General features: G+C 68.1%; 18 protein-coding genes and 1 pseudogene. 9 read left to right on the forward strand and 10 right to left on the reverse strand.

What is annotated here, in order from left to right; genetic code table 11:
- Positions 1-16: 16 nt before the first annotated feature.
- The 3 genes from DIE02_RS10940 to DIE02_RS10950 are packed head-to-tail and all read left to right on the forward strand — an operon-like array spanning position 17 to position 2,725.
- Positions 17-1,123, forward strand: coding sequence for a PhnD/SsuA/transferrin family substrate-binding protein (locus tag DIE02_RS10940; protein ID WP_124528977.1), 1,107 nt, complete (start codon positions 17-19; stop codon positions 1,121-1,123).
- Complete coding sequence (locus DIE02_RS10945) at positions 1,123-1,914, forward strand: ABC transporter permease (protein WP_124487732.1); 792 nt, start codon at positions 1,123-1,125, stop codon at positions 1,912-1,914. The genes DIE02_RS10940 and DIE02_RS10945 overlap by 1 nt, the downstream gene beginning before the upstream one ends.
- A gap of 22 nt (positions 1,915-1,936) precedes the next feature.
- Positions 1,937-2,725: an ABC transporter permease gene (locus tag DIE02_RS10950; protein WP_124487733.1), complete on the forward strand. Its 789-nt coding sequence runs from the start codon at positions 1,937-1,939 to the stop codon at positions 2,723-2,725.
- Here DIE02_RS10950 and DIE02_RS10955 read toward each other — a convergent pair.
- Positions 2,716-3,834: a sigma-54-dependent Fis family transcriptional regulator gene (locus DIE02_RS10955; RefSeq protein ID WP_124487734.1), complete on the reverse strand. Its 1,119-nt coding sequence runs from the start codon at positions 3,832-3,834 to the stop codon at positions 2,716-2,718. The two genes, DIE02_RS10950 and DIE02_RS10955, sit on opposite strands and share 10 nt — an antisense overlap.
- A gap of 120 nt (positions 3,835-3,954) precedes the next feature.
- The gene (locus DIE02_RS10960) at positions 3,955-4,635 is read right to left on the reverse strand and encodes a class II aldolase/adducin family protein (RefSeq protein ID WP_124487735.1); all 681 of its coding nucleotides are present in this window, start codon (positions 4,633-4,635) and stop codon (positions 3,955-3,957) included.
- Between the two features lie 432 nt (positions 4,636-5,067).
- Between DIE02_RS10960 and DIE02_RS10965 the strand changes: the two genes are divergently transcribed.
- From DIE02_RS10965 to groL, 3 genes are all read left to right on the forward strand, one after another.
- Positions 5,068-6,351, forward strand: a complete 1,284-nt coding sequence (locus DIE02_RS10965) for an alpha/beta fold hydrolase (RefSeq protein ID WP_044847312.1) — start codon at positions 5,068-5,070, stop codon at positions 6,349-6,351.
- Between the two features lie 210 nt (positions 6,352-6,561).
- A complete protein-coding gene (locus tag DIE02_RS10970) occupies positions 6,562-6,852 on the forward strand; it encodes a co-chaperone GroES (RefSeq protein WP_011356207.1) in 291 nt (96 codons plus the stop codon).
- 13 nt (positions 6,853-6,865) lie between these two features.
- Entirely contained in the window at positions 6,866-8,506 is a 1,641-nt protein-coding gene (gene groL / locus DIE02_RS10975; protein WP_044847313.1) for a chaperonin GroEL, read from the forward strand.
- A gap of 125 nt (positions 8,507-8,631) precedes the next feature.
- Here groL and DIE02_RS10980 read toward each other — a convergent pair whose 3' ends face one another.
- Positions 8,632-9,783: a porin gene (locus tag DIE02_RS10980; protein ID WP_044847314.1), complete on the reverse strand. Its 1,152-nt coding sequence runs from the start codon at positions 9,781-9,783 to the stop codon at positions 8,632-8,634.
- A 259-nt stretch (positions 9,784-10,042) separates the two neighbouring features.
- On the opposite strand from DIE02_RS10980, the gene DIE02_RS10985 reads away from it, so the two are divergent.
- A complete protein-coding gene (locus DIE02_RS10985) occupies positions 10,043-10,657 on the forward strand; it encodes a LysE family translocator (RefSeq protein ID WP_044847315.1) in 615 nt (204 codons plus the stop codon).
- A 93-nt stretch (positions 10,658-10,750) separates the two neighbouring features.
- On the opposite strand, the gene DIE02_RS10990 is transcribed toward DIE02_RS10985, so the two are convergent.
- The 5 genes from DIE02_RS10990 to DIE02_RS11010 all read right to left on the reverse strand — a co-directional run bounded on the left by DIE02_RS10990 (position 10,751) and on the right by DIE02_RS11010 (position 15,482).
- Positions 10,751-12,763 carry a family 2A encapsulin nanocompartment cargo protein cysteine desulfurase gene (locus tag DIE02_RS10990; protein ID WP_124487736.1) on the reverse strand — a complete coding sequence of 671 codons (2,013 nt, stop codon included), beginning with the start codon at positions 12,761-12,763 and terminating at the stop codon, positions 10,751-10,753.
- Positions 12,738-13,670, reverse strand: coding sequence for a family 2A encapsulin nanocompartment shell protein (locus tag DIE02_RS10995; protein ID WP_034205507.1), 933 nt, complete (start codon positions 13,668-13,670; stop codon positions 12,738-12,740). Before DIE02_RS10995 ends, DIE02_RS10990 begins: the two co-directional genes overlap by 26 nt.
- 135 nt (positions 13,671-13,805) lie before the next feature.
- Entirely contained in the window at positions 13,806-14,027 is a 222-nt protein-coding gene (locus DIE02_RS11000; RefSeq protein WP_044849007.1) for a helix-turn-helix domain-containing protein, read from the reverse strand.
- Positions 14,024-14,983, reverse strand: coding sequence for a serine O-acetyltransferase EpsC (gene epsC, locus DIE02_RS11005; RefSeq protein ID WP_044849008.1), 960 nt, complete (start codon positions 14,981-14,983; stop codon positions 14,024-14,026). Before epsC ends, DIE02_RS11000 begins: the two co-directional genes overlap by 4 nt.
- A 28-nt stretch (positions 14,984-15,011) precedes the next feature.
- Positions 15,012-15,482 (reverse strand): rhodanese-like domain-containing protein, encoded by a 471-nt coding sequence (locus tag DIE02_RS11010; RefSeq protein WP_044849009.1) that lies wholly within the window; start codon positions 15,480-15,482, stop codon positions 15,012-15,014.
- Between the two features lie 220 nt (positions 15,483-15,702).
- Here DIE02_RS11010 and DIE02_RS35480 point away from each other — a divergent pair, with 220 nt between their 5' ends.
- The gene (locus DIE02_RS35480) at positions 15,703-15,840 is read left to right on the forward strand and encodes a hypothetical protein (RefSeq protein ID WP_185702619.1); all 138 of its coding nucleotides are present in this window, start codon (positions 15,703-15,705) and stop codon (positions 15,838-15,840) included.
- Between the two features lie 168 nt (positions 15,841-16,008).
- Here the strand turns inward: DIE02_RS35480 and DIE02_RS11015 are convergent, their stop codons facing one another.
- Both DIE02_RS11015 and DIE02_RS11020 read right to left on the reverse strand, forming a co-directional pair.
- Positions 16,009-16,800, reverse strand: a complete 792-nt coding sequence (locus DIE02_RS11015; protein WP_044849026.1) for an alpha/beta fold hydrolase — start codon at positions 16,798-16,800, stop codon at positions 16,009-16,011.
- An 83-nt stretch (positions 16,801-16,883) separates the two neighbouring features.
- A complete protein-coding gene (locus DIE02_RS11020) occupies positions 16,884-17,237 on the reverse strand; it encodes a DUF4148 domain-containing protein (protein ID WP_124487737.1) in 354 nt (117 codons plus the stop codon).
- Positions 17,238-17,791: 554 nt separating this feature from the next.
- Here DIE02_RS11020 and DIE02_RS11025 point away from each other — a divergent pair.
- Positions 17,792-19,062: pseudogene (locus DIE02_RS11025) on the forward strand (hypothetical protein); the annotation flags it as partial.

Consider the following 19,062-nt stretch of genomic DNA (forward strand, 5'->3'; position numbering starts at 1 on the left):
ACTGTCCGGGACCATCATGAAACACACGCTCTCCCTCGCTTCGCTGCGCCGCCCGCTACGCGCGCTGCTCGCCGCGCTGCCGCTGGCCGCGGCGGCGCTCGCGGCACCGGCCGCGCATGCGGAAGACGCCCCCAAGGTCGTGCGCATCGCCGTCGTCGCGTATTCGAGCGGCGGCAAGACGCAATACGCGGGCGCCTCCGCACTGATCGACACCGACAAGTCGCTTGAAAAAGCGCTGGCAGCACGGCACGTGAAGCTGCAATGGGTGCCCGTGTCGACCGCGGCGGTCGGCACGCTCGTCAACGAGGCATTCACGAACGGCAGCATCGATTTCGCCGGCTACGGCGATTTGCCGTCGGTCGTCGTCAACGCATCGGGCACGCACACGCGCCTGATCGTGCCCGGCGGCGGCGGCAGCAACACGTATCTCGTCGTACCGGCCGGCTCGACCGCGAAATCGATCGTCGACCTCAAGGGCAAGCGCATCGCGCTCAACCGCGGCCGGCCGTGGGAAGTCACGTTCGGCAAGCTGCTCGCCGAGAACGGGCTGAAGCTGTCCGACTTCAAGATCTACAACCTCGATCCGCAGGCCGGCGCGGCGGCCGTCGCGGCCGGCCGCGTCGACGGCCTGTTCACGCTGTCCGACGCGTATTCGCTCGTCGACAAGCAGGTCGGCAAGATCATCTGGTCGACCAAGACCGCGCCCGACGACTGGAAGATGCGCGCGGAACTGTGGGCGTCCGACGATTTCGTGCGGCGCTACCCCGACATCACGCAGCTCGTCGCGACGGCCTACGTCCGTGCCGCGCACTGGATCTCGCAGCCGCAGAACCGCGACGCGTACGTGAAGATCCTGAGCGCGTCCGGCCAGCCGGAAAGCATCGTCCGCCGCGAATACGCGGACGATGCGACGCCGTGGAAGGAGCAATGGACGCCGCTCTTCACGCCGGCGCTGACCGGCCACTATCGCGACGTGATCGCATACAGCCGCCAGGCCGGCCTGACTTCCGTGCCGGTCGACGTGAACGCGCTGCTCGCGCCGACCTTCGTGTCGACCGCGCTCAAGCAGCTCGGCCTCGACGGCTACTGGCGCGCCGACGCCGCGCGCGTCGCGAGCCGCTGATGCCGATGCGCGCCATCCGCCTGCCCGGCATCGCGCGGCTCGGCGAACATGCGCTGTGGTGGATCACGCCCGTCGCGTTCGCCGCGCTGTGGTGGCTCGCGAGCGCGCAGCGCTGGTTTCCGCCGCAGCTCGTCGTGCCGCCCGAGCGCCTCGCGGCGACGCTGCGCACGCTGCTCGACACAGGCGAGCTGCGCGACAACCTGCTGATCACGCTGCATCGCCTCGCGCTCGGCTTCGCGATCGGCGCGACGGGCGGCGCCGCGTTCGGCATCCTGCTCGCGCGCAGCCGACTGTTCTCCGACTATCTGCGGCCGACGTTCGACCTGCTGCGGCAGGTGCCGACGCTCACGCTGATTCCGCTGCTGATCCTGCTGATCGGCGTCGACGAACCGCTGAAGCTCGTCGTGGTCGGCAAGGCCGTGTTCTTCCCGGTTGCGCTGGCCGCATACACGGGCGTGCACGACGCGCCGCGCGATCTCGTCGAGATGGCGCGCCACTACGGGCTCGGCCGCTTCGCGCTGCTGCGCGACGTGCTGCTGCCGGCCGCGCTGCCGCCGCTGCTGACCGGCGTGCGAATCGCGCTGGCGCGCGCGTGGCTCGCGCTCGTTGCGGTCGAACTGCTCAGCGCCGACAGCGGGATCGGCCAGATGATGGAACTTGCCCGGCAGATGCTGCGGCTCGACGTGGTGCTCGTCGACGTCGCGGCGATCGGGCTGATCGGCTTCGCGCTCGACCGATCGATCGCGCTCGTGCAGCGCTACGCATTGCGCTGGCAGACGCCCGCACGCTGACCCTGACTGGATACGCTTCGGCATGACCTTCGCGACCCGCGCTTTCTCGTTCTCCCCGCTGCGCCGCCGCGCACGCGGCTTCGTCGTGCCGGCCCTGCTGGTTGCCGCATGGCAATACGCGTCGTCCGGCGACGCGGCTCATCAATACGCGTTCGTGCCGTTGCAGCAGGTCGGCGCCGCGCTGGTCGAACTCGCACGCAGCGGTGAACTCGCGACCGATCTCGGCGCGAGCCTGCGCCGCACGACGCTCGGGCTCGGAGTCGGCGTCGCGTTCGGGCTCGTGTTCGGTGCGTCGATGGCGCGTTCGCCGCTCGCGCGCAAGCTCGCCGAGCCGGCCTTCCAGGCACTGCGCTACGTGCCGCTGCTCGGACTGATTCCGCTGCTGAGCCTGTGGGCCGGCACCGGCGAATTCGCGAAGGTGTTCATCATCGCGCTCGCCGCGTTCTACCCGATGACCACCGCCAGCTTCGACGGGCTGCGCCGCGTCGATCCGCGCTACGTCGAACTCGCGCGGTCGTATCGCCTGAGCCGGATCGGCTTGTGGCGCGACGTGCTGATTCCGGGCGCATTGCCCGACCTGTTCGCGGGCGTGCTGCAGGCCGTGCCGTTCGCGTGGATCACCGCGACCAGCAGCGAGCTGCTGTTCAACACGGGGGCCGGCGTCGGCAGCCTGATGCAGAACGCGCAGGCCGGTGCGCGCGCCGACGTGCTGCTGGTGTGCGTGCTGGGCGTGACGGCGCTGGCCGTCGGGATGAGCGCGTTATGCGAGCGGGTCGCACAGCGCGCGCTGCGCTGGCGCGATCACGCCTGACGGCGCAGGCGCGCGTCGGCGTCGCCCGCGTCGCGCGGCTTCAGGATGCCGAGTTGCGCGAGCCGTGCGCGCACGATGTTGCGCGACTGATCGAGCAGGCGCGACATGCGCAGCTGGTTGTGCTCGCTGTAGTCGAACACGCTGCGGTAGACGGTGTCCTCGATGTGCTGCCACAGCGCCGGCGTGCCGAGATCCAGCAATTCGACCACCGCGTGGCGCAGCGCCTCGGTCGCTTCCGCCACATCGCGTGCGCGGCGCGGCGGCGCGGCTGTTGCGCCGTGCGCGTCGGCCGTATCCGGCGCAAGCGACAGCGCGGAGAACTGCAGGTCGCCGACGTCGATCGCGCCGCCCGCGCAGATCAGCACCGCATGATGGATCACGTTCTCGAGTTCGCGGATGTTGCCGGGCCACGCGTGCGTGTGCAGCCGTGCGCGCGCGGCGTCCGTCAGCGTCGGCGCGGTCACACGCAGCCGCTTCGCATAGGTGTCGATGAAGTGTTCGATCAGCGGCGCGATGTCGCCGGGCCGCTCGCGTAGCGGCAACAGGCTCAGCTTCACGACGTTGAGCCGGTAGTACAGGTCCTCGCGGAAATTGCCGGCGCGCACCGCGGCTTCGAGATTCACGTTGGTGGCCGCGACGAGCCGCACGTCGATCTTCACGGTCTTGCGCGAGCCGACCGGCGTCACCTCGCGCTCCTGCAGCACGCGCAGCAGCTTGACCTGCGCGGACAGCGGCAGGTCGCCCACTTCATCGAGAAAGAGCGTGCCGCGATTCGCTGATTCGAACCAGCCGGGCTGGCTGTTGATCGCGCCGGTGAACGCGCCGCGTTCGTGGCCGAACAGCTCGCTTTCGATCAGCGTCTCGGAGAACGCACCGCAGTTGACCGCGACGAACGGGCCGTCGCGGCGCTCGCTCAGCGAATGCACGAGGCGCGCGATCAGCTCCTTGCCGGTGCCGCTCTCGCCGGTGACGAGCACCGTCGCATCGCTCGGCGCGACGAGCTGGATGCGTTCGAGCAGCACCCGCGATTTGGGATCGTCGAACGTCAGTGCCTTCGCACGGATCGTGATCGCATGCGAAGTCGGGTCCGGCAAGCTGAAGATGGCCATGGCACGACCGGCGTGTTGAACGGGAGAGGTTCGACGATAGCAAGGCGCGCGCCGGCCAGGAACCAATTCATCGAGCTATCGGTATGACGGCGGCCGGATTGCGCCGCCCGCGGCGCGGCGTCACGCGAGGCCGGTCATCTTCCATTGCTGCTCGAGCGCGCCCGGGCCGAATTCGAGCGAGCCGCCGAGCGGTTCCGCGAGCGCCTGGAAATACGCGGCTTCCTCGAGGATCAGGATGTACTTCGACACGTCGAGAATCGACTTGCCCCAGAACGTCGCGCCGCCGTTCGCCTCGATGATCGCCGGGACTTCGGGGTCGCGCCGGATCGTGTCGACGATGAAGCGCGGTTCGCCGGGACGGCGATCGACGTAGACCGGAATCTCGCGGGCCCTCGTGTAGCGCGCGGCCGGCGCATAGCGGATCGGCAGCGGACGATGCGCGCTCGCCCACGCGCCGAGGTACGGGCCGTGCACGTGAATCACGACGTCGACTTCCGCTACCTCGCGGAATACGCCCGCATAACGCGGCCCGTTGGCGCCAGCGCGCGCATCGCCGTGCAGCACGTCGCCGTCGAGCGTCACGACGACCGGCTGGATCTCCTGAGACGCGGCCCACGGGCTCGGCGCCGACAGCGCGACGACGAGTTCCGTGCCCGGCACGCGTTGAAACGCCTGGAACGTGTTGGTGGCGGACAGCGTGCGCGTTTCCTTCAGCACGCGCGCGGCCTGCGCGAATTCGCGCGTGGCGCGCTCGACGAATGCCACGAGTTCGCCGCTGTCGATGGCTTGGGTGACGGACATGAGTACGGTTTCCTTGATCGGGTGGACGGATGGGCTCGCGTCGCAACGCCGCGACGCACGGCAACCGGATCAGCAGCAATCGTGCCAGCCGGGCACGCGAGCGTCGCATGCGTGCGCCACCGCGCGGGCGTGCCATGTGCGCGCCGTGGACGAACCGCGCGGCGCGATACGTGTGTCGGCATCTGTTGCGGGAGCAACAACCGGCGAGCCCGGATTGCTGCGCGAGACGCAGCCGGCGCCTGCGCGCGCCGCGCGCCGCGCGCCGCGCGCGGGCGTTTCCCCGTCGTGCCGCACGCCGCGCGTGCCGCTCCCGCGCTGCACTCGCGCTGCGCCCGCGCTGCCCCCGCGCTGGTTCAAAACTTGCGTCGTGGTCGGCCCGCGCCGGGCACTGCCCGGCGTGTCCGATCCGATCTCACCGACCTCCATCCGACCATGACGCTCCTCCCCCTGCGCGGCTTCGCTGCGCGCACGCTGCTGGTTTCGGCGCTCGCCGTGCCGTCCCTCGTTTCGCATGCGGCTTCGCCCGGCCGCGTTCCCGCGCCCGATCCGTTGCAGGGCGACGGTCGCGTATCCGCGTTCTACACGTGGGACCGCGACGTTCCGGCGACGCCCGGCGTGCTGCTGCGCACCGAAGCACTGCCCGCGACGCTCGGGCTCGCGAGCGCCGGACGGCAACTGCGCATCCTGTATGCGTCGACCGACGGCGTCGGCGGCCGCGCGCCGATCGCCGTATCGGGCGCGCTGTTCGTGCCGCGCGGTACGCCGCCGGCCGGCGGCTGGCCGATCGTCGCGTGGGCACACGGCACATTCGGGATGGCCGACATCTGCGCGCCGTCGTGGTTCGGCCGCTCGTATCGCGACGTGCGCTACCTGAACGCATGGCTTCAACAAGGATTCGCGGTCGTCGCGACCGACTATCAGGGGCTCGGCACACCCGGCCCGAATCCGCAGCTCAACAACCGCTCGAACAGCTACACGCTGCTCGACAGCGTGCGTGCGGTGCTGGGCGGCGTGCCGGGCCTCGCGAACGAAGTCGTGCTCGTCGGCCAGTCGCAGGGCGGCTCGGCCGTATTCGCGGCGGCCGGCTACGCACCCGTCTATGCACCGGAGCTCGCGATCCGCGCGACCGTCGCGACCGGGACGATCTACAACGCGTCGCGCGCTACGCTCGCGTCGCTCCCGAAGTTCGAAACCGCATACCGGCGCGATCCCGAGCGCGTCGATCCTACGCTCGCGTACCAGTTCTACTCGGTGCTGTCCGCGCAGCAGATCGACCCGTCGCTGCGCGCGGACGAAGTGCTGACCGACACCGCGCTGCCGATCCTCGAACAGGCGCGCATCGGTTGCCTGGCGTCGCTCGAGGACGATGCGGCGCTCGCGCACCTCACCCACGCGAACGCCGTGAAGCCGGGCGGCGATGCGCGTCTGAAGGCGTGGTGGGACGAATACCTGAAATATCCGACGCTGAAGATCGCCACGCCCGTCTTCATCGGCGCGGGCGCGGACGACGGGCTCGCACCGCTCGAGCTCGCGCTTGCGAAGGATGCGTGCGCGGCGGGCACGACGGTCGAGGCGCACCTGTATGCGGGCCGCGAACACAACGGCACCGTCAACGCATCGCTTGCCGACTCGATTCCGTTCGTGAAGCGCGTGCTCGCCGGCGCGACGATCCGCCCGGTTTGCACGCCAGCCGCGCAGCAGGCCGACGCGCAATAGCCGGCGGCACGTGCTTTGCATGACGGCGCGAATGCTTTCCCGGAATCGACGCATGTGCTGCATCGTCGCGGCAAGCGCGTCCATAGCGCCTGCACGCAAATGCATTTCGGAATCCGTTATTGGATCGCGCCGCCACGCGTTTTTATACTCGTCAGCACTCTCTGCTAAAGAGTGCCAGCCAATTTCGACACAACAGAACAGGACGAACAGATGAGCCTACGCCCCTTGCACGACCGGGTCATCGTGAAGCGACTCGACCAGGAAACCACCACCGCCTCGGGCATCGTGATCCCCGACAGCGCCGCGGAAAAGCCCGACCAGGGCGAAGTGATCGCCGTCGGCCCCGGCCGCAAGGACGCGGACGGCCAGCGCATCGTGCCCGACCTGCAGGTCGGCGAACGCGTGCTGTTCGGCAAGTACGCGGGCCAGGCGGTCAAGGTGGACGGCAATGAATTCCTCGTGCTGCGCGAGGAAGACATCGTCGCGGTCGTCAATCAATAACGGAGTGCAAATCATGGCAGCGAAGGAAATCATTTTCAGCGACGTCGCACGTGCGAAGCTGACCGAAGGCGTCAACATTCTCGCGAACGCGGTGAAGGTCACGCTCGGGCCGAAGGGCCGCAACGTCGTGCTCGAACGCAGCTTCGGCGCGCCCGTCGTCACCAAGGACGGCGTGTCGGTCGCGAAGGAAATCGAACTCGCGGACAAGCTGCAGAACATCGGCGCGCAACTCGTGAAGGAAGTCGCGTCGCGCACCAGCGACGCCGCCGGCGACGGCACGACGACGGCCACCGTGCTCGCACAGGCGATCGTGCGTGAAGGCCAGAAATACGTCGCGGCCGGGCTCAACCCGCTCGACCTGAAGCGCGGCATCGACAAGGCGGTGGCAGCGGCCGTCGACGAGCTGAAGAAGATCAGCAAGCCGACCACCACCAGCAAGGAAATCGCGCAGGTCGCGACGATCTCCGCGAACGGCGAGGAATCGATCGGCCAGCGCATCGCCGAGGCGATCGATCGCGTCGGCAAGGAAGGCGTGATCACCGTCGAGGACGGCAAGTCGCTCGCCGACGAGCTCGACGTCGTCGAAGGGCTGCAGTTCGACCGCGGCTACCTGTCGCCGTACTTCATCAACAACGCCGACAAGCAGATCGCCGAGATCGAGAACCCGTACATCCTGCTGCACGACAAGAAGATCTCGAACATCCGCGACCTGCTGCCGGTGCTGGAGCAGGTCGCGAAGTCGGGCCGGCCGCTGCTGATCATCGCGGAAGACGTCGAAGGCGAAGCGCTCGCGACGCTGGTCGTGAACAACATCCGCGGCATCCTGAAGACGGTCGCGGTCAAGGCGCCGGGCTTCGGCGATCGCCGCAAGGCGCTGCTGGAAGACATCGCGATCCTGACCGGCGGCCAGGTCGTCGCCGAGGAAACGGGCCTCACGCTCGAGAAGGCGACGCTCGCCGAACTCGGCCAGGCCAAGCGCATCGAGGTCGGCAAGGAAAACACGACCGTGATCGACGGCGCGGGCGACGCGAAGAACATCGAGGCCCGCGTGAAGCAGATCCGCGTGCAGATCGAGGAAGCGACCTCCGACTACGATCGTGAAAAGCTGCAGGAACGCGTGGCCAAGCTCGCGGGCGGCGTCGCCGTGATCAAGGTCGGCGGCGCGACCGAGATCGAAGTGAAGGAGAAGAAGGACCGCGTCGACGACGCGCTGCACGCGACGCGCGCGGCCGTCGAGGAAGGCATCGTGCCGGGCGGCGGCGTCGCGCTGATCCGCGTGCGGCAGGCGATCCGCGCACTCAAGGGCGCGAACGCCGACCAGGATGCGGGCGTCAAGATCGTGCTGCGCGCGCTCGAGGAACCGCTGCGCCAGATCGTCACGAACGCGGGCGAGGAAGCGAGCGTGGTCGTCGCGAAGGTCGCGGAAGGCACGGGCAACTTCGGCTACAACGCGCAGACGGGCGAATACGGCGACCTCGTCGAGTCGGGCGTGCTCGATCCGACCAAGGTCACGCGCACGGCGCTGCAGAACGCGGCATCGGTCGCGGGGCTGCTGCTGACGACCGACGCGACCGTGTTCGAAGCGCCGAAGGATGCGGCGCCGGCCGCGGTGCCGGGCGGGCCGGGTGCGGGCGGGCCCGGGTTCGATTTCTGACATCGCTGTGCGCGGCCGCCCGAACCGGGCAACCGCGTTTCGATCCACGACGCGTGGCGGCACCGGTCGCCACGCGTTTTTTCATGCGTGAACGCCGCGCGCGCCGTCCGCCGCGCGCGCCGTCGTCAGAACATCTGGCGCAGGCCGATCGCGGCCCCGACGTTGTTGGTCCTGCCGATCTGGTCGACCTTGCCGGTGAGCCGGTTGGTGGCGCCCGGATAGTCGGCCGCGAACGCGCCGTTGCCGCGCGCGAAATCGACCGTGCCGTATACCTCGGTGTGCTTCGACAGCGCATATTCGGCCAGCACGGTCGCCGAGTAGTTGATCCCGGAGCCGAGCGTGCCGTCGAGCCGCTCCGCATTGCGCGCGTGGCCGTAATAGCCGGCCACCGTGATCAGCAGCGGCGCGGTAGCCTGCCAGTTCGCGCCGACGTAGAACGTATCGTCGATACGATTCGGGCTGCCGCCACCGAGCGTGGGCGCGCCGGCCTGCTGCATGTTGAAGTCGGTCGTACCCGTCTTGTCCTGCCCGTGCAGCCAGCCGGCCAGCAGGCGCACGGACGGCGTGACCTGGTACGCACCGCTCACGTGCAGGAAGTTCACCTTCGCGCCGTTGACCGCGCTGCCGTTCACGGACGACACCGAGGTCTGCTGGAAGCCGGCGTTGATCGACGCGGGCCCTTGCGCGTAGGTCAGCTCGACACCGTACGTGCTGTCGAGACCCATTGCACCGGCATGATTGCCGAACCCGTAGATCGCATCGACGCTGAAGCCGTTGGTCGAGAACTTGTACTTCACCGAGTTCGCCACCGTCAGGTAGTTGCCGATGCCGTTGTACGCCCAGCTGTCCTGCCAGTAGTCGCCGACGGTCATCGGGTCGAACACGTCGCCCATCGTGTCGTACAGCGGCGCGTACTGGTTGCCGAAGGTCAGCGAGCCGTACCGGTCGCTCGCCAGGCCGACGTATGCCTGCCGGCTGAACAGCGTGTTCGCGACGTGCAGTCTGCCGTCGCCGAGCTCGAAGCCGTTCTCGAGACGGAAGATCGCCGCAAGGCCGCCGCCGAGATCCTCGCTGCCACGCAAGCCCCAGCGGCTGTGCGTTTCCGGGCCGACCGTCATGCCGACCAGGTCCCGGCCGTCGGGGCCGGCGTTCGTCTGATAGCGGATCGCCGTATCGACGAGGCCATACAACGTGACGGAACTCTGCGCAAAGGCGGGTGATGCCGCTGCTACGGCGAACACCGCGCCGACACCACCGGATACGACGATGCGGTTCATGAAAGGCCTCCCTGAGCGATTGATTTTGTAAGCAGTCCGACAGCATTTGCGGCTGGCGGACGGTACTGCGCTCGGGAGAATAATCGGTCATATTCGCGACACCTATTGCCGATTCCGGATTGCACCTTTCCAACGCGCTCAACAATGGCGGCGGCGTGCGGCGCACGCCCGCCGGCCGGTGCCGAAGCGACCGCGCGGCGCCATCGACGGCACGCCGGGGTAAGATGAACGCTCCTTCCGCCGCTTCGCCGCCCGCGCCATGTCGACCACCATCAACACCCTGCTGCCGCTCGCCGGCGTCCTGCTGCTCAGCGTGGCCAGCCCCGGCCCGAACTTCGTGATCGTCACGTCCACCGCGCTCGCGCAGCGCCGCGCCGGCGTGATGACCGGGCTCGGCCTCGCCGCCGCATCGGGCACCTGGGCCGCGATCGCGATTGCCGGCCTCGGCCTGCTCGTGACCCACGTCGCCTGGGTGCACACCGCGCTGCGACTGGCAGGCGCCACGTACCTGATCTGGCTCGGCCTGAAGATGGTGCTGAGCGCACGCAAGCCGCTCGCCGTGTCCGCGCCGCCCGCGTCCTCCGGCTGGCAGGCCGCGAAGAAGGGCTACGTGGTCAGCATGACGAACCCGAAATCCGTCGCGTTCTACGGCAGCATCTTCGCGTTGATGGTGCCGGCGCATACGCCGGTGTGGCTCGATCTCACGGTCGTCGTGCTGTCGATCGGGATTTCGGGCGCGTGGTACTGCGCGATGGCGCTGCTCGCATCGCATCCGTCGGTGCGCCGGCTGCTGATCCGGCGCAAGGCCGTGCTCGACACGACGGCCGGGCTGCTGCTGATGGGGCTCGGCGGGCGCATGCTGGCCGGGCGCTGAGCGCCGTCGCGCTGCCGCATCGCCACGAAAAAAGGCCGCTTGCGACGCCCCGTTGCCGGGAGTCGCAAGCGGCCTTTCCGCATGCCGCGCGCCTCAGCGCCGTGCCGCCAGCCTTCTCACGACACTCACGAGCGCATCGACCTCATCGCACGTGTTGTAGAACGCCAGCGACGGCCGCACCGTCGCCTCGAGCCCGAAGCGCCGCAGGATCGGCTGCGCGCAGTGATGCCCCGAGCGCACCGCGATGCCCTCTTCGTTCAGCGCCTGCCCGACTTCCTCGGTCTCATAGCCCTTCAGCACGAACGACAGCACGCTCGCCTTGTCGCGCGCGGTGCCGACGAGCCGCACGCCCGGCACCGGCGCGAGCACGCTCGTCGCATACGCGAGCAGGTCGTGCTCGTAACGCGCGATGTTCTCGATGCCGACGCGGTTCACATAGTCGAGCGCCGCGCCGAGCCCCACCGCGTCCGCGATGTTGCCGGTGCCGGCCTCGAAGCGGTTCGGCGGCGGCTGGAACACCGTGCGCTCGAACGTCACGTCCGCGATCATGTTGCCGCCGCCCTGCCAGGGCGGCATGTCGTCGAGGATCGCGCGCTTGCCGTACACGACGCCGATGCCGGTCGGCCCGTAGATCTTGTGCCCGGAGAACACGAAGAAATCCGCATCGAGCGCCTGCACGTCGACGCGCATGTGCGAGATCGACTGCGCACCGTCCACCAGCGCCTTCGCGCCCGCGCGATGCGCGAGTTCGACGATCTCCTTCACCGGCACGACCGTGCCGAGCGCGTTCGACACCTGCGTGACTGACACGATCCTGGTGCGGTCGTTGAGCAGCTTCCGGTATTCGTCGAGCAGCACCTGCCCCGAATCGTCGACCGGAATCACGCGCAGCTTCGCGCCCTTGAGCGCCGCGAGTTGCTGCCACGGCACGATGTTCGCGTGATGCTCGAGGTTCGACACGATGATCTCGTCGCCTTCGCCGACGTTCTGCACGCCCCACGACTTCGCGATCAGGTTGATCGCCTCGGTGGTGCCGCGCACGAACACGATCTCGTCCGGCGACGACGCTCCGATGAAGCGCTGCACCGTTTCCCGCGCATGCTCGTACGCATCCGTCGCACGGCCGGCCAATGCATGTGCCGCCCGGTGAATGTTCGAGTTCTCGTGCGCATAGAAATACGCGAGTCGGTCGATCACGGCCTGCGGCTTGTGCGTCGTCGCCGCGTTGTCGAACCAGACGAGCTGCTTGCCGTTCACGCGCTCCTGCAGGATCGGGAAGTCGCGGCGGATCGCGTTCACGTCGAACGGCGGGTGTGCGCCGCGATACAACTGACCTTGCGGCTCGGCCGCGCGCGTATCGTCGATGAAGTAACGCGGCACCTCGCCGCCCGATGCGCGCGACACCGGCACGTCGCGCTGCACGGCGAGCAGTTCGCGCAGCGCATCGTCCCCCGGCAGCCCGAACGCTTCCGGCGACGCGAGGCCGTTCGACGGCACGACGATGTCCTGCGGCGTCGCCTGCCAGCCCTGCCGCGAGCCGTCAGTGAAGTAAAACGGCGACGCGGCCGGCGCGGCCTGCACCGCGCCCTCCGACACCGCCGCCTGCGCCTGCGGCACGCCGAGCGCCGCGCCGCCGACGCGCGGCTCGAACGCGCGCGCGATCGACACCGCGTTGTCGGGCAGCCCGTTCTGCGCGGCCGCCTGCGGCGCGAGCGCGGGCACGCGATTGCCGAGCGACAGCACGTGCGTCGGCGCGGACGGCGCGAGGTTCGTGCCGGGCGCCTTGCCTTGCGGCAGCGCGAGGCCCGGCACGCCGGTGCCCGTGCCGCCCGGCCCCGCGAGCGGCGAGCCGCCCGGCGCCGGATTGCTCACCGACGCGAGGATCGGCGCGGCAGCCGGCAGCGCCGACGGCACGCCGCCGACCGCCCCGCTGCCCGCCGACAGCCCGGGCGCGGTGGCCTGCCCGGGCGGCGTCGCGAAGAACTCGGACGCGAGCCGCGCGAGCGCCGCCGGATCGGGCAGGCCGGCCGGCAGCGGCGCGTGCGGCAACGCGAGCGCGTCGCTGCCGGCCGAGCCGGGATTAACGGTAGGTGTCGGGATAGTCATGGTACTTGGCGATTTCGACGTCATCGAGGACAGCCAGCGCATCCGGCGAATGGACCGCGAGCGAGCAGTACAGCGAGATCAGGTACGACGCGATCGCCTGGTTGTTGATCCCCATGAAGCGCACCGACAGGCCCGGCCCCTGCTCGCCCGCGACGCCCGGCTGATAGAGGCCGACCACGCCCTGGCGCTTGTCGCCGACACGCAGCAGCAGGATCTTGGTCTTGCCGTCCGCGACCGGCACCTTGTCCGACGGGATCAGCGGAATGCCGCGCCACGTGAGGAACTGCGAGCCGAACAGGCTGACCGTCGGCGGCGGCACGCCGCGCCGCGTGCATTCGCGGCCGAACGCGGCAATCGCGAGCGGGTGCGTGAGGAAGAACGCCGGTTCCTTCCATACCTTGGTCAGCAGTTCGTCGAGGTCGTCCGGCGTCGGCGCGCCCGTCAGCGGGAAAATACGCTGTTCGTCGGTCACGTTCGCGAGCAGCCCGTAGTCCGGGTTGTTGATCAGCTGGCTTTCCTGCAGTTCCTTGATCGTCTCGATCGTCAGGCGCAGCTGTTCCTTGATCTGGTCATGAGGACTACTATAGAGATCGGAGATCCGCGTATGCACGTCGAGCACCGTGCTCACCGCGTTCAGGAAATACTCGCGCGGCTGCTCCTCGTACGGCACGAAGGTCTGCGGCAGCACGCTTTCGTCCTCGAGCTGCGTGCACGCGGCGCGCACGGCTTCCGGGTTCTTCACCTGGTTCAGGCGGTAGATGCCGGCCTCGACCGGCACCCACTGCAGCAGATGGGTCAGCCAGCGCGGCGTAATCGTGGAAAGCTGCGGGACGGTCTTGGTAGCGTTCGCTAGTTGGCGGGCGGCGTGATCGCTCAGCGCGGCCGTGCCGCTTGCAACGGTCGACATGTGTGGCTCCGGGTTCTTAAGATGAAAAACGGGATTGCTTATGACGCTGGGTGATTATCGGAAGCACGCACCTGCCGGCTCAACATGCTATAGCCGTCACGCGGCACCACCGAATGGGAAAGGAAGCGGAATGCGTCAGGCGACGGACACGCCGGGCAACAGCGTCGAGATCGACACGTCGAACGCGCGCGCGATCTTGTCGGCGGTGACGATCGAGGCAATCGCCTCGCCGCGCTCGATCTCGCCGACGTACGAACGGTTCAGCCCCGCGTGTTCGGCGAGCTGCTCCTGCGACCACGTGCGCGCCTCGCGCAGCTTGCGCACGTTGGCGCCGAAGTGCTGGATCAGGTCGCTCATGTCGTCACCTGTGCGTCGGGCACCGGCTCGGCCGGCTCGCTCCGCGCGCGCGGCGCGGCATTCGCCTCGCTGCGCAGCACGGCCTGCGTGATGTTCGCGCCCGCCGGCACGTCCTGCGTGAGCCACACGTTGCCGCCGATCACCGCGCCGCGGCCGATCGTCACGCGCCCGAGGATCGTTGCGCCCGCATAGATCACCACGTCGTCCTCGACGATCGGGTGACGCGCGAGCCCCTTCTCCAGATGACCGGCCGCATCGCGCGGGAAGCGCTTCGCGCCGAGCGTGACCGCCTGGTACACGCGCACGCGCTCGCCGATGATCGCGGTCTCGCCGATCACGACACCCGTGCCGTGGTCGATGAAGAAGCCGCCGCCGATCCGCGCGCCCGGGTGAATGTCGATGCCGGTTTCCGCATGCGCCTGCTCGGCGATGATCCGCGCGAGCAGCGGCAGCCCGAGCCGGTACAGCTCGTGCGCGAGCCGGTGGTGGATCATCGCGAGAATGCCGGGATAGCACAGCAGCACTTCGTCGACGCTGCCCGCCGCCGGATCGCCGTGGAACGCGGCCAGCACGTCGCTGTCGAGCAGCCGGCGGATGTCGGGCAGGCGTGCCGCGAAGGCCTGCACGGCGGTGGCGGCCGCTTCGTCGATCTGCGCGTCGGCGTTGCGTTGCCGCGCCGCGTAGCGCAGCTCGAGCGTCACCTGCGCAAGCAGCGCGTTCAGCGCCGCGTCGAGCGCGTGGGCCACATAGAAGTTCTCGCTCTCCTGCCGCAGGTCGGGCGGCCCGAGCCGCATCGGGAACAGCACGCCCTTGAGCGCGCCGATGATCTGTGCGAGCGCCTCGCGCGCCGGCAGGTCGCGCCCGCCCGGTTCGAGCGAGCGCCGCTGCTTCTCGCGCCACGCGCGGCGCACGGTCTGGAGCGACTGAACGATGTCGTCGATATCGAATGCGGCCATGCTGACTTCTCCCCGTAACGGCCGTGACTCAGTCCTGCGCCCACGGCAGGCCGCGATGGCGCCAGCCGTTGCTGCCGCCGCGATGCTGCTGTTCGTCGAGGTCGCCCTCGAACCCTTCGAGCACGTTGAATACCTGCGTGAAGCCGCCTTTGGCCGCGGCCTCGGCTGCCTGCGCGGAGCGGTTGCCGCTGCGGCAGAGCAACAGCACGACCGCGTCCTTGCCGGTCTTCGCTTCCAGTTCGCGCACGAAGCGCGGGTTGCGCGTCAGGCTCGTGCCGGTCGCCCACGGCACGTGCAGCGACTCCGGCACGTGGCCGACGAATTTCCGTTCTTCCGCGGTGCGCACGTCGACCAGCAACGCGTCGCCGGCGGAAAAGAGCGCCCACGCGGCTTCCGGCGCCACGCCGCCCGCGTACGGCGTGCCCGCCGCTGCGGCCGCCGCGCGGGCGTCTTCGAGCGCCTGCTGGGCGGCGGTTCGTTCTTCCAATGCAAACGTCATCACGCTTCCTTGTTCTCGCAGATTCGTATGATCAAACATGCCGGGAATGCGGCCGGTGCAGCTTGCGTGCTGTCTATAGCCGTCAGCCCCACTATGCGAGCGCGCTCGGGGAAGCAGAACCAATAAAAATTCATTTCCTAATCAGCAGCGCGTGAAATGCAATAGCAGACGCGCGCAATTGGGGCGGATTCGTGCGGAGGACGGGGAGCATGGCCGTTCGATGTCGCGCATCGAAGGCTTTTTGAAAGGATCGGCGGCGGCGAAGCCGGGAACGATGCCGCATGCGACGCGCGCCGCACGTCGTGATGGAATCCTGAATGGAATCGTGCGCCGGGTCGAACGGCGCACGCTTCGATGAATCGGCGAACGGCAGGCGGCCGGCGCGGTGCATCGCCGACGCACCACGCCCGTCACCGCATCAGCGGCCCGGATCGTCGCCGCGGGCAATCGCGCGATCCACCTCGTCGGCCTGCCGGCGCACGTCGTCGGGGCGATGCTCGACCACCGCGTTGATCGCCGCCTTCACTCACTGCGCATCCTGCTTCGCACGTTCCGCGGCCGCGATGATCGCGTCGGCCACGGCTTTCGGCTGGCTCAGCATCGCGACGTGGCTGCCGTTCACACGCGTGACCGTCGCGCCGATCCGCTTCGCCATCGCCTCCTGCAGCTTCGGATCGATCATCCGGTCCTGCGTCGCGACGACGAACGACGACGGCTTCGCATGCCACGCGGCCTGCGCGACCTTCTCCGAAATGCAGCCACCGTACCACGGCCCCTGCGTCGCCGCGACGACGCGCTGCTGCGCGGGCGGCAGGTCCGGCGCGAAATCCTGTGCGATCGCCTTGTCCGACAGCGTCGCGAAACCGCCCGCATCGTTGCGCAACTCGCCGGCCCACGACGGTGCCGGCAGCCCCTGCGTGACGTCGGCGATCGACTGGCCGTTGTCCGGCGCGAACGCGGCGACGTAGACGAGCGACTTCACCTTGTCGTCGTTGCCCGCATCGCTGATCACGACACCGGCCCACGAATGGCCGACCAGCACGACGGGCCCCTTCTGCTCGTCGATCGCGCGCTTCGTCGCGGCGGCGTCGGCGGCGAGCGAGCTCAGCGGGTTCTGCACCGATACGACATGCAGGCCGCGCGCTTCGAGCAGCGGAATCACGCGGTTCCAGCTCGATCCGTCGGCGAACGCGCCGTGCACCAGCACGACGTTCGTGCCCTTCAGGTCTTCCTTGGGTGCCGCCTGCGCCGAGACCGCACCGAACAGCCCGCCGAGCACCGCCGCGGACACCAGAACCCGTTTCGTCAAACCGACCATCGTCATGCTCCTTTTCATCGTGTTGTGCATCTGAAGTGTTTCCGATGCGGCCGCGCCGCTCGTCTCACGGGCGCGGCCGCGGATCACGAGTGCGCGTACAGATCGTCAGCGTCCGTGCGCGCGTTCCGTGCGGCGCGCTGGTCGGCCGCGGCGTAGCGGGAGGCCGGCGCCGACGCGGCAGCCACGTTGTCGTCCTGCGACTTCGACGGGCCATTCTGGTCGGAGCGCGCGACCTGCTGCGCTGCGATGACGTTCTGTGCGGCGGCGATATCGTCCGGGTAACGCGCGTCGCTGCCGGCCGGGTTGTAGCCGGCCTGCTCGAGCCGGACGAGGTCGGCGCGCACATCGGCGCGCGTGAGGCCGTGGCCGGCATCGGCGAACGACAAGACGGGGATCGAAGCGAGTACGGCAACTGCGAGGATTCGAGCGGCTTTCATGAGATTTCTCCTGGAAGGAAGGTGGGGTATCGATCACTCGGCATCCGGTGCGAACGCTTGGCACCGAACGTTTTCTGCATGTCGACAGTAGAACCCGCTCACGTATCCGGGATGTTTCCAAAACTCGCCTTCAGTGCAATCCGATGTTTCCGGAGCCTCGATAGATACAGTGCGATACAAATTCGCCAGCATCGCCACGTACATACGGACGATAGCGATTCGAGCGCTTCCAAGTACGGACGCGATGTCATGCGCAGCTGTGTCATGAGGCCGATTCGCCGGATGGTCGCCTGTCGGACGACAGCGAATTGCAAGGCCACGCTCTACGTCAGCAGCGAAGCCATGCGACCGATTCGGGCCTGAAACACATTCTGACAATCCGTGTCCGTTATCACGGGCTCCGCGCGGAGTTTTCGGGCGGCCGCGTCTTTCATGCGCGCCGATTCAGTATGCTCGCCGCCTGATCACGTTTCCCTCTTGCTTCGGACACTTATCTTTTCAGTCCGTGTCGGTCCGATGGCGGTGGAACGCATCCCGCATGTTGAGGAGTCTGGATGACCGATTCAATTTTCGATCCTCGATCGGAAGCAAACACGCGCAATGACGAACCCGTCGCGCACGCGGCTGCACCTGACGCGCCCGCATCTCGGCCGGCACCGCCGCCGATCGTCGTCGGCCGCGTCGAAGGCGTGACGATGTTTGCGAAGAACACGCCGCTCATCTGTCTCAAGCAGATGCCCTTGCCCGGTATCGTGATCTTCGTTCATGGGGTGAACTCGGAGGGCGAATGGTTCGAGGCGTCGGAGGAAGGGCTGTGCAAAGGCCTGAACCGCAGGCTCGGGCGTCTGGACGATCAGATGATGTATCACGGTATCGATGCGGGGCAATTGACGCCCGCGAAGTACACGGAGAGTGTGACGCCGGATGGGTTTCTGAACCCTGATTTGCTGGCAGACAATTACATCAAGCCCGAGCCGTCGTTCTCGCCCGTCATTCATTTCCGCTGGGGCTATCGCGCGACTGCTGCGGAATTGAAGGAGTACGGCGACAAGATCTTCCTGAACGAGAAGGACTATTGGGGCGGCGGCCCGTTCACGAACGGCTGTGCCAGTCTGCCCGATCTTTGGCACGGCGGTCTGGATGATCGAACGATGGGCTGGATGACCGTGCAAGGCATCAATCCGACCAACCGGCCGCTGTATCGCGCGCCGCCTCGAGCGTATGGCGTACTCGCCGCGTTGCGCCTTGCCAGGCTGATCGAGTCGATTCGCCGAATGCAGGCCGATGTCCCGATTACCGTCGTATGCCACAGCCAAGGAAATATCGTGGGCCTCACGGCGGCGTTCTTCGGCGACGCATTCCCCGATGTCGAAGATCCGTGGGGGCGCACGGGCCACTGCGTGGCGGACGCCTACGTGCTGGCGAACGCACCGTACAGTCTCGCCAATGCTGACGGCCCGAACAAGTCCGACACATTCATGGATACCTGGTCGCAACGCGCGACGAAAGACGGCAGCGGCCGGCGTGGACGACAAACCTACGCCGCGCGCACGAAGACATTCGGCACATTCCTGTCGATCATCGGCGCTCGAAAAGCTTACGAACAGCCTGCCGACAAAATCGACGAGGACATGGAAAACGAGCGGGTATCGCCGACGAGCAAGCGGTCTTATGCGGCACAAGAGGATCGCGCGAGGCACGGGCTGAATGAATCGACGTATGGCCGCGTCACCGCATATTGCTGTCCTCACGATCAGGTGATTTCGGCGGTGACGGTGCAAGGGATCGGCTGGCGCGGCATCAGCAAGCACGAACTCGACGATAT

Source organism: Burkholderia sp. Bp8991, assembly GCF_003853795.1.
In the GTDB taxonomy this organism is placed as follows: Bacteria; Pseudomonadota; Gammaproteobacteria; order Burkholderiales; family Burkholderiaceae; genus Burkholderia.

What these genes read in the sequence shown, in the direction of transcription:
- DIE02_RS10940 (WP_124528977.1), top strand. Translation starts at nt 17, where the DNA reads ATGAAACACACGCTCTCCCTCGCTTCGCTGCGCCGCCCGCTACGCGCG.
- DIE02_RS10945 (WP_124487732.1), top strand. Translation starts at nt 1,123, where the DNA reads ATGCCGATGCGCGCCATCCGCCTGCCCGGCATCGCGCGGCTCGGCGAA.
- DIE02_RS10950 (WP_124487733.1), top strand. Translation starts at nt 1,937, where the DNA reads ATGACCTTCGCGACCCGCGCTTTCTCGTTCTCCCCGCTGCGCCGCCGC.
- DIE02_RS10955 (WP_124487734.1), bottom strand. Translation starts at nt 3,834, where the DNA reads ATGGCCATCTTCAGCTTGCCGGACCCGACTTCGCATGCGATCACGATC.
- DIE02_RS10960 (WP_124487735.1), bottom strand. Translation starts at nt 4,635, where the DNA reads ATGTCCGTCACCCAAGCCATCGACAGCGGCGAACTCGTGGCATTCGTC.
- DIE02_RS10965 (WP_044847312.1), top strand. Translation starts at nt 5,068, where the DNA reads ATGACGCTCCTCCCCCTGCGCGGCTTCGCTGCGCGCACGCTGCTGGTT.
- DIE02_RS10970 (WP_011356207.1), top strand. Translation starts at nt 6,562, where the DNA reads ATGAGCCTACGCCCCTTGCACGACCGGGTCATCGTGAAGCGACTCGAC.
- groL (WP_044847313.1), top strand. Translation starts at nt 6,866, where the DNA reads ATGGCAGCGAAGGAAATCATTTTCAGCGACGTCGCACGTGCGAAGCTG.
- DIE02_RS10980 (WP_044847314.1), bottom strand. Translation starts at nt 9,783, where the DNA reads ATGAACCGCATCGTCGTATCCGGTGGTGTCGGCGCGGTGTTCGCCGTA.
- DIE02_RS10985 (WP_044847315.1), top strand. Translation starts at nt 10,043, where the DNA reads ATGTCGACCACCATCAACACCCTGCTGCCGCTCGCCGGCGTCCTGCTG.
- DIE02_RS10990 (WP_124487736.1), bottom strand. Translation starts at nt 12,763, where the DNA reads ATGACTATCCCGACACCTACCGTTAATCCCGGCTCGGCCGGCAGCGAC.
- DIE02_RS10995 (WP_034205507.1), bottom strand. Translation starts at nt 13,670, where the DNA reads ATGTCGACCGTTGCAAGCGGCACGGCCGCGCTGAGCGATCACGCCGCC.
- DIE02_RS11000 (WP_044849007.1), bottom strand. Translation starts at nt 14,027, where the DNA reads ATGAGCGACCTGATCCAGCACTTCGGCGCCAACGTGCGCAAGCTGCGC.
- epsC (WP_044849008.1), bottom strand. Translation starts at nt 14,983, where the DNA reads ATGGCCGCATTCGATATCGACGACATCGTTCAGTCGCTCCAGACCGTG.
- DIE02_RS11010 (WP_044849009.1), bottom strand. Translation starts at nt 15,482, where the DNA reads ATGACGTTTGCATTGGAAGAACGAACCGCCGCCCAGCAGGCGCTCGAA.
- DIE02_RS35480 (WP_185702619.1), top strand. Translation starts at nt 15,703, where the DNA reads ATGTCGCGCATCGAAGGCTTTTTGAAAGGATCGGCGGCGGCGAAGCCG.
- DIE02_RS11015 (WP_044849026.1), bottom strand. Translation starts at nt 16,800, where the DNA reads ATGGTCGGTTTGACGAAACGGGTTCTGGTGTCCGCGGCGGTGCTCGGC.
- DIE02_RS11020 (WP_124487737.1), bottom strand. Translation starts at nt 17,237, where the DNA reads ATGAAAGCCGCTCGAATCCTCGCAGTTGCCGTACTCGCTTCGATCCCC.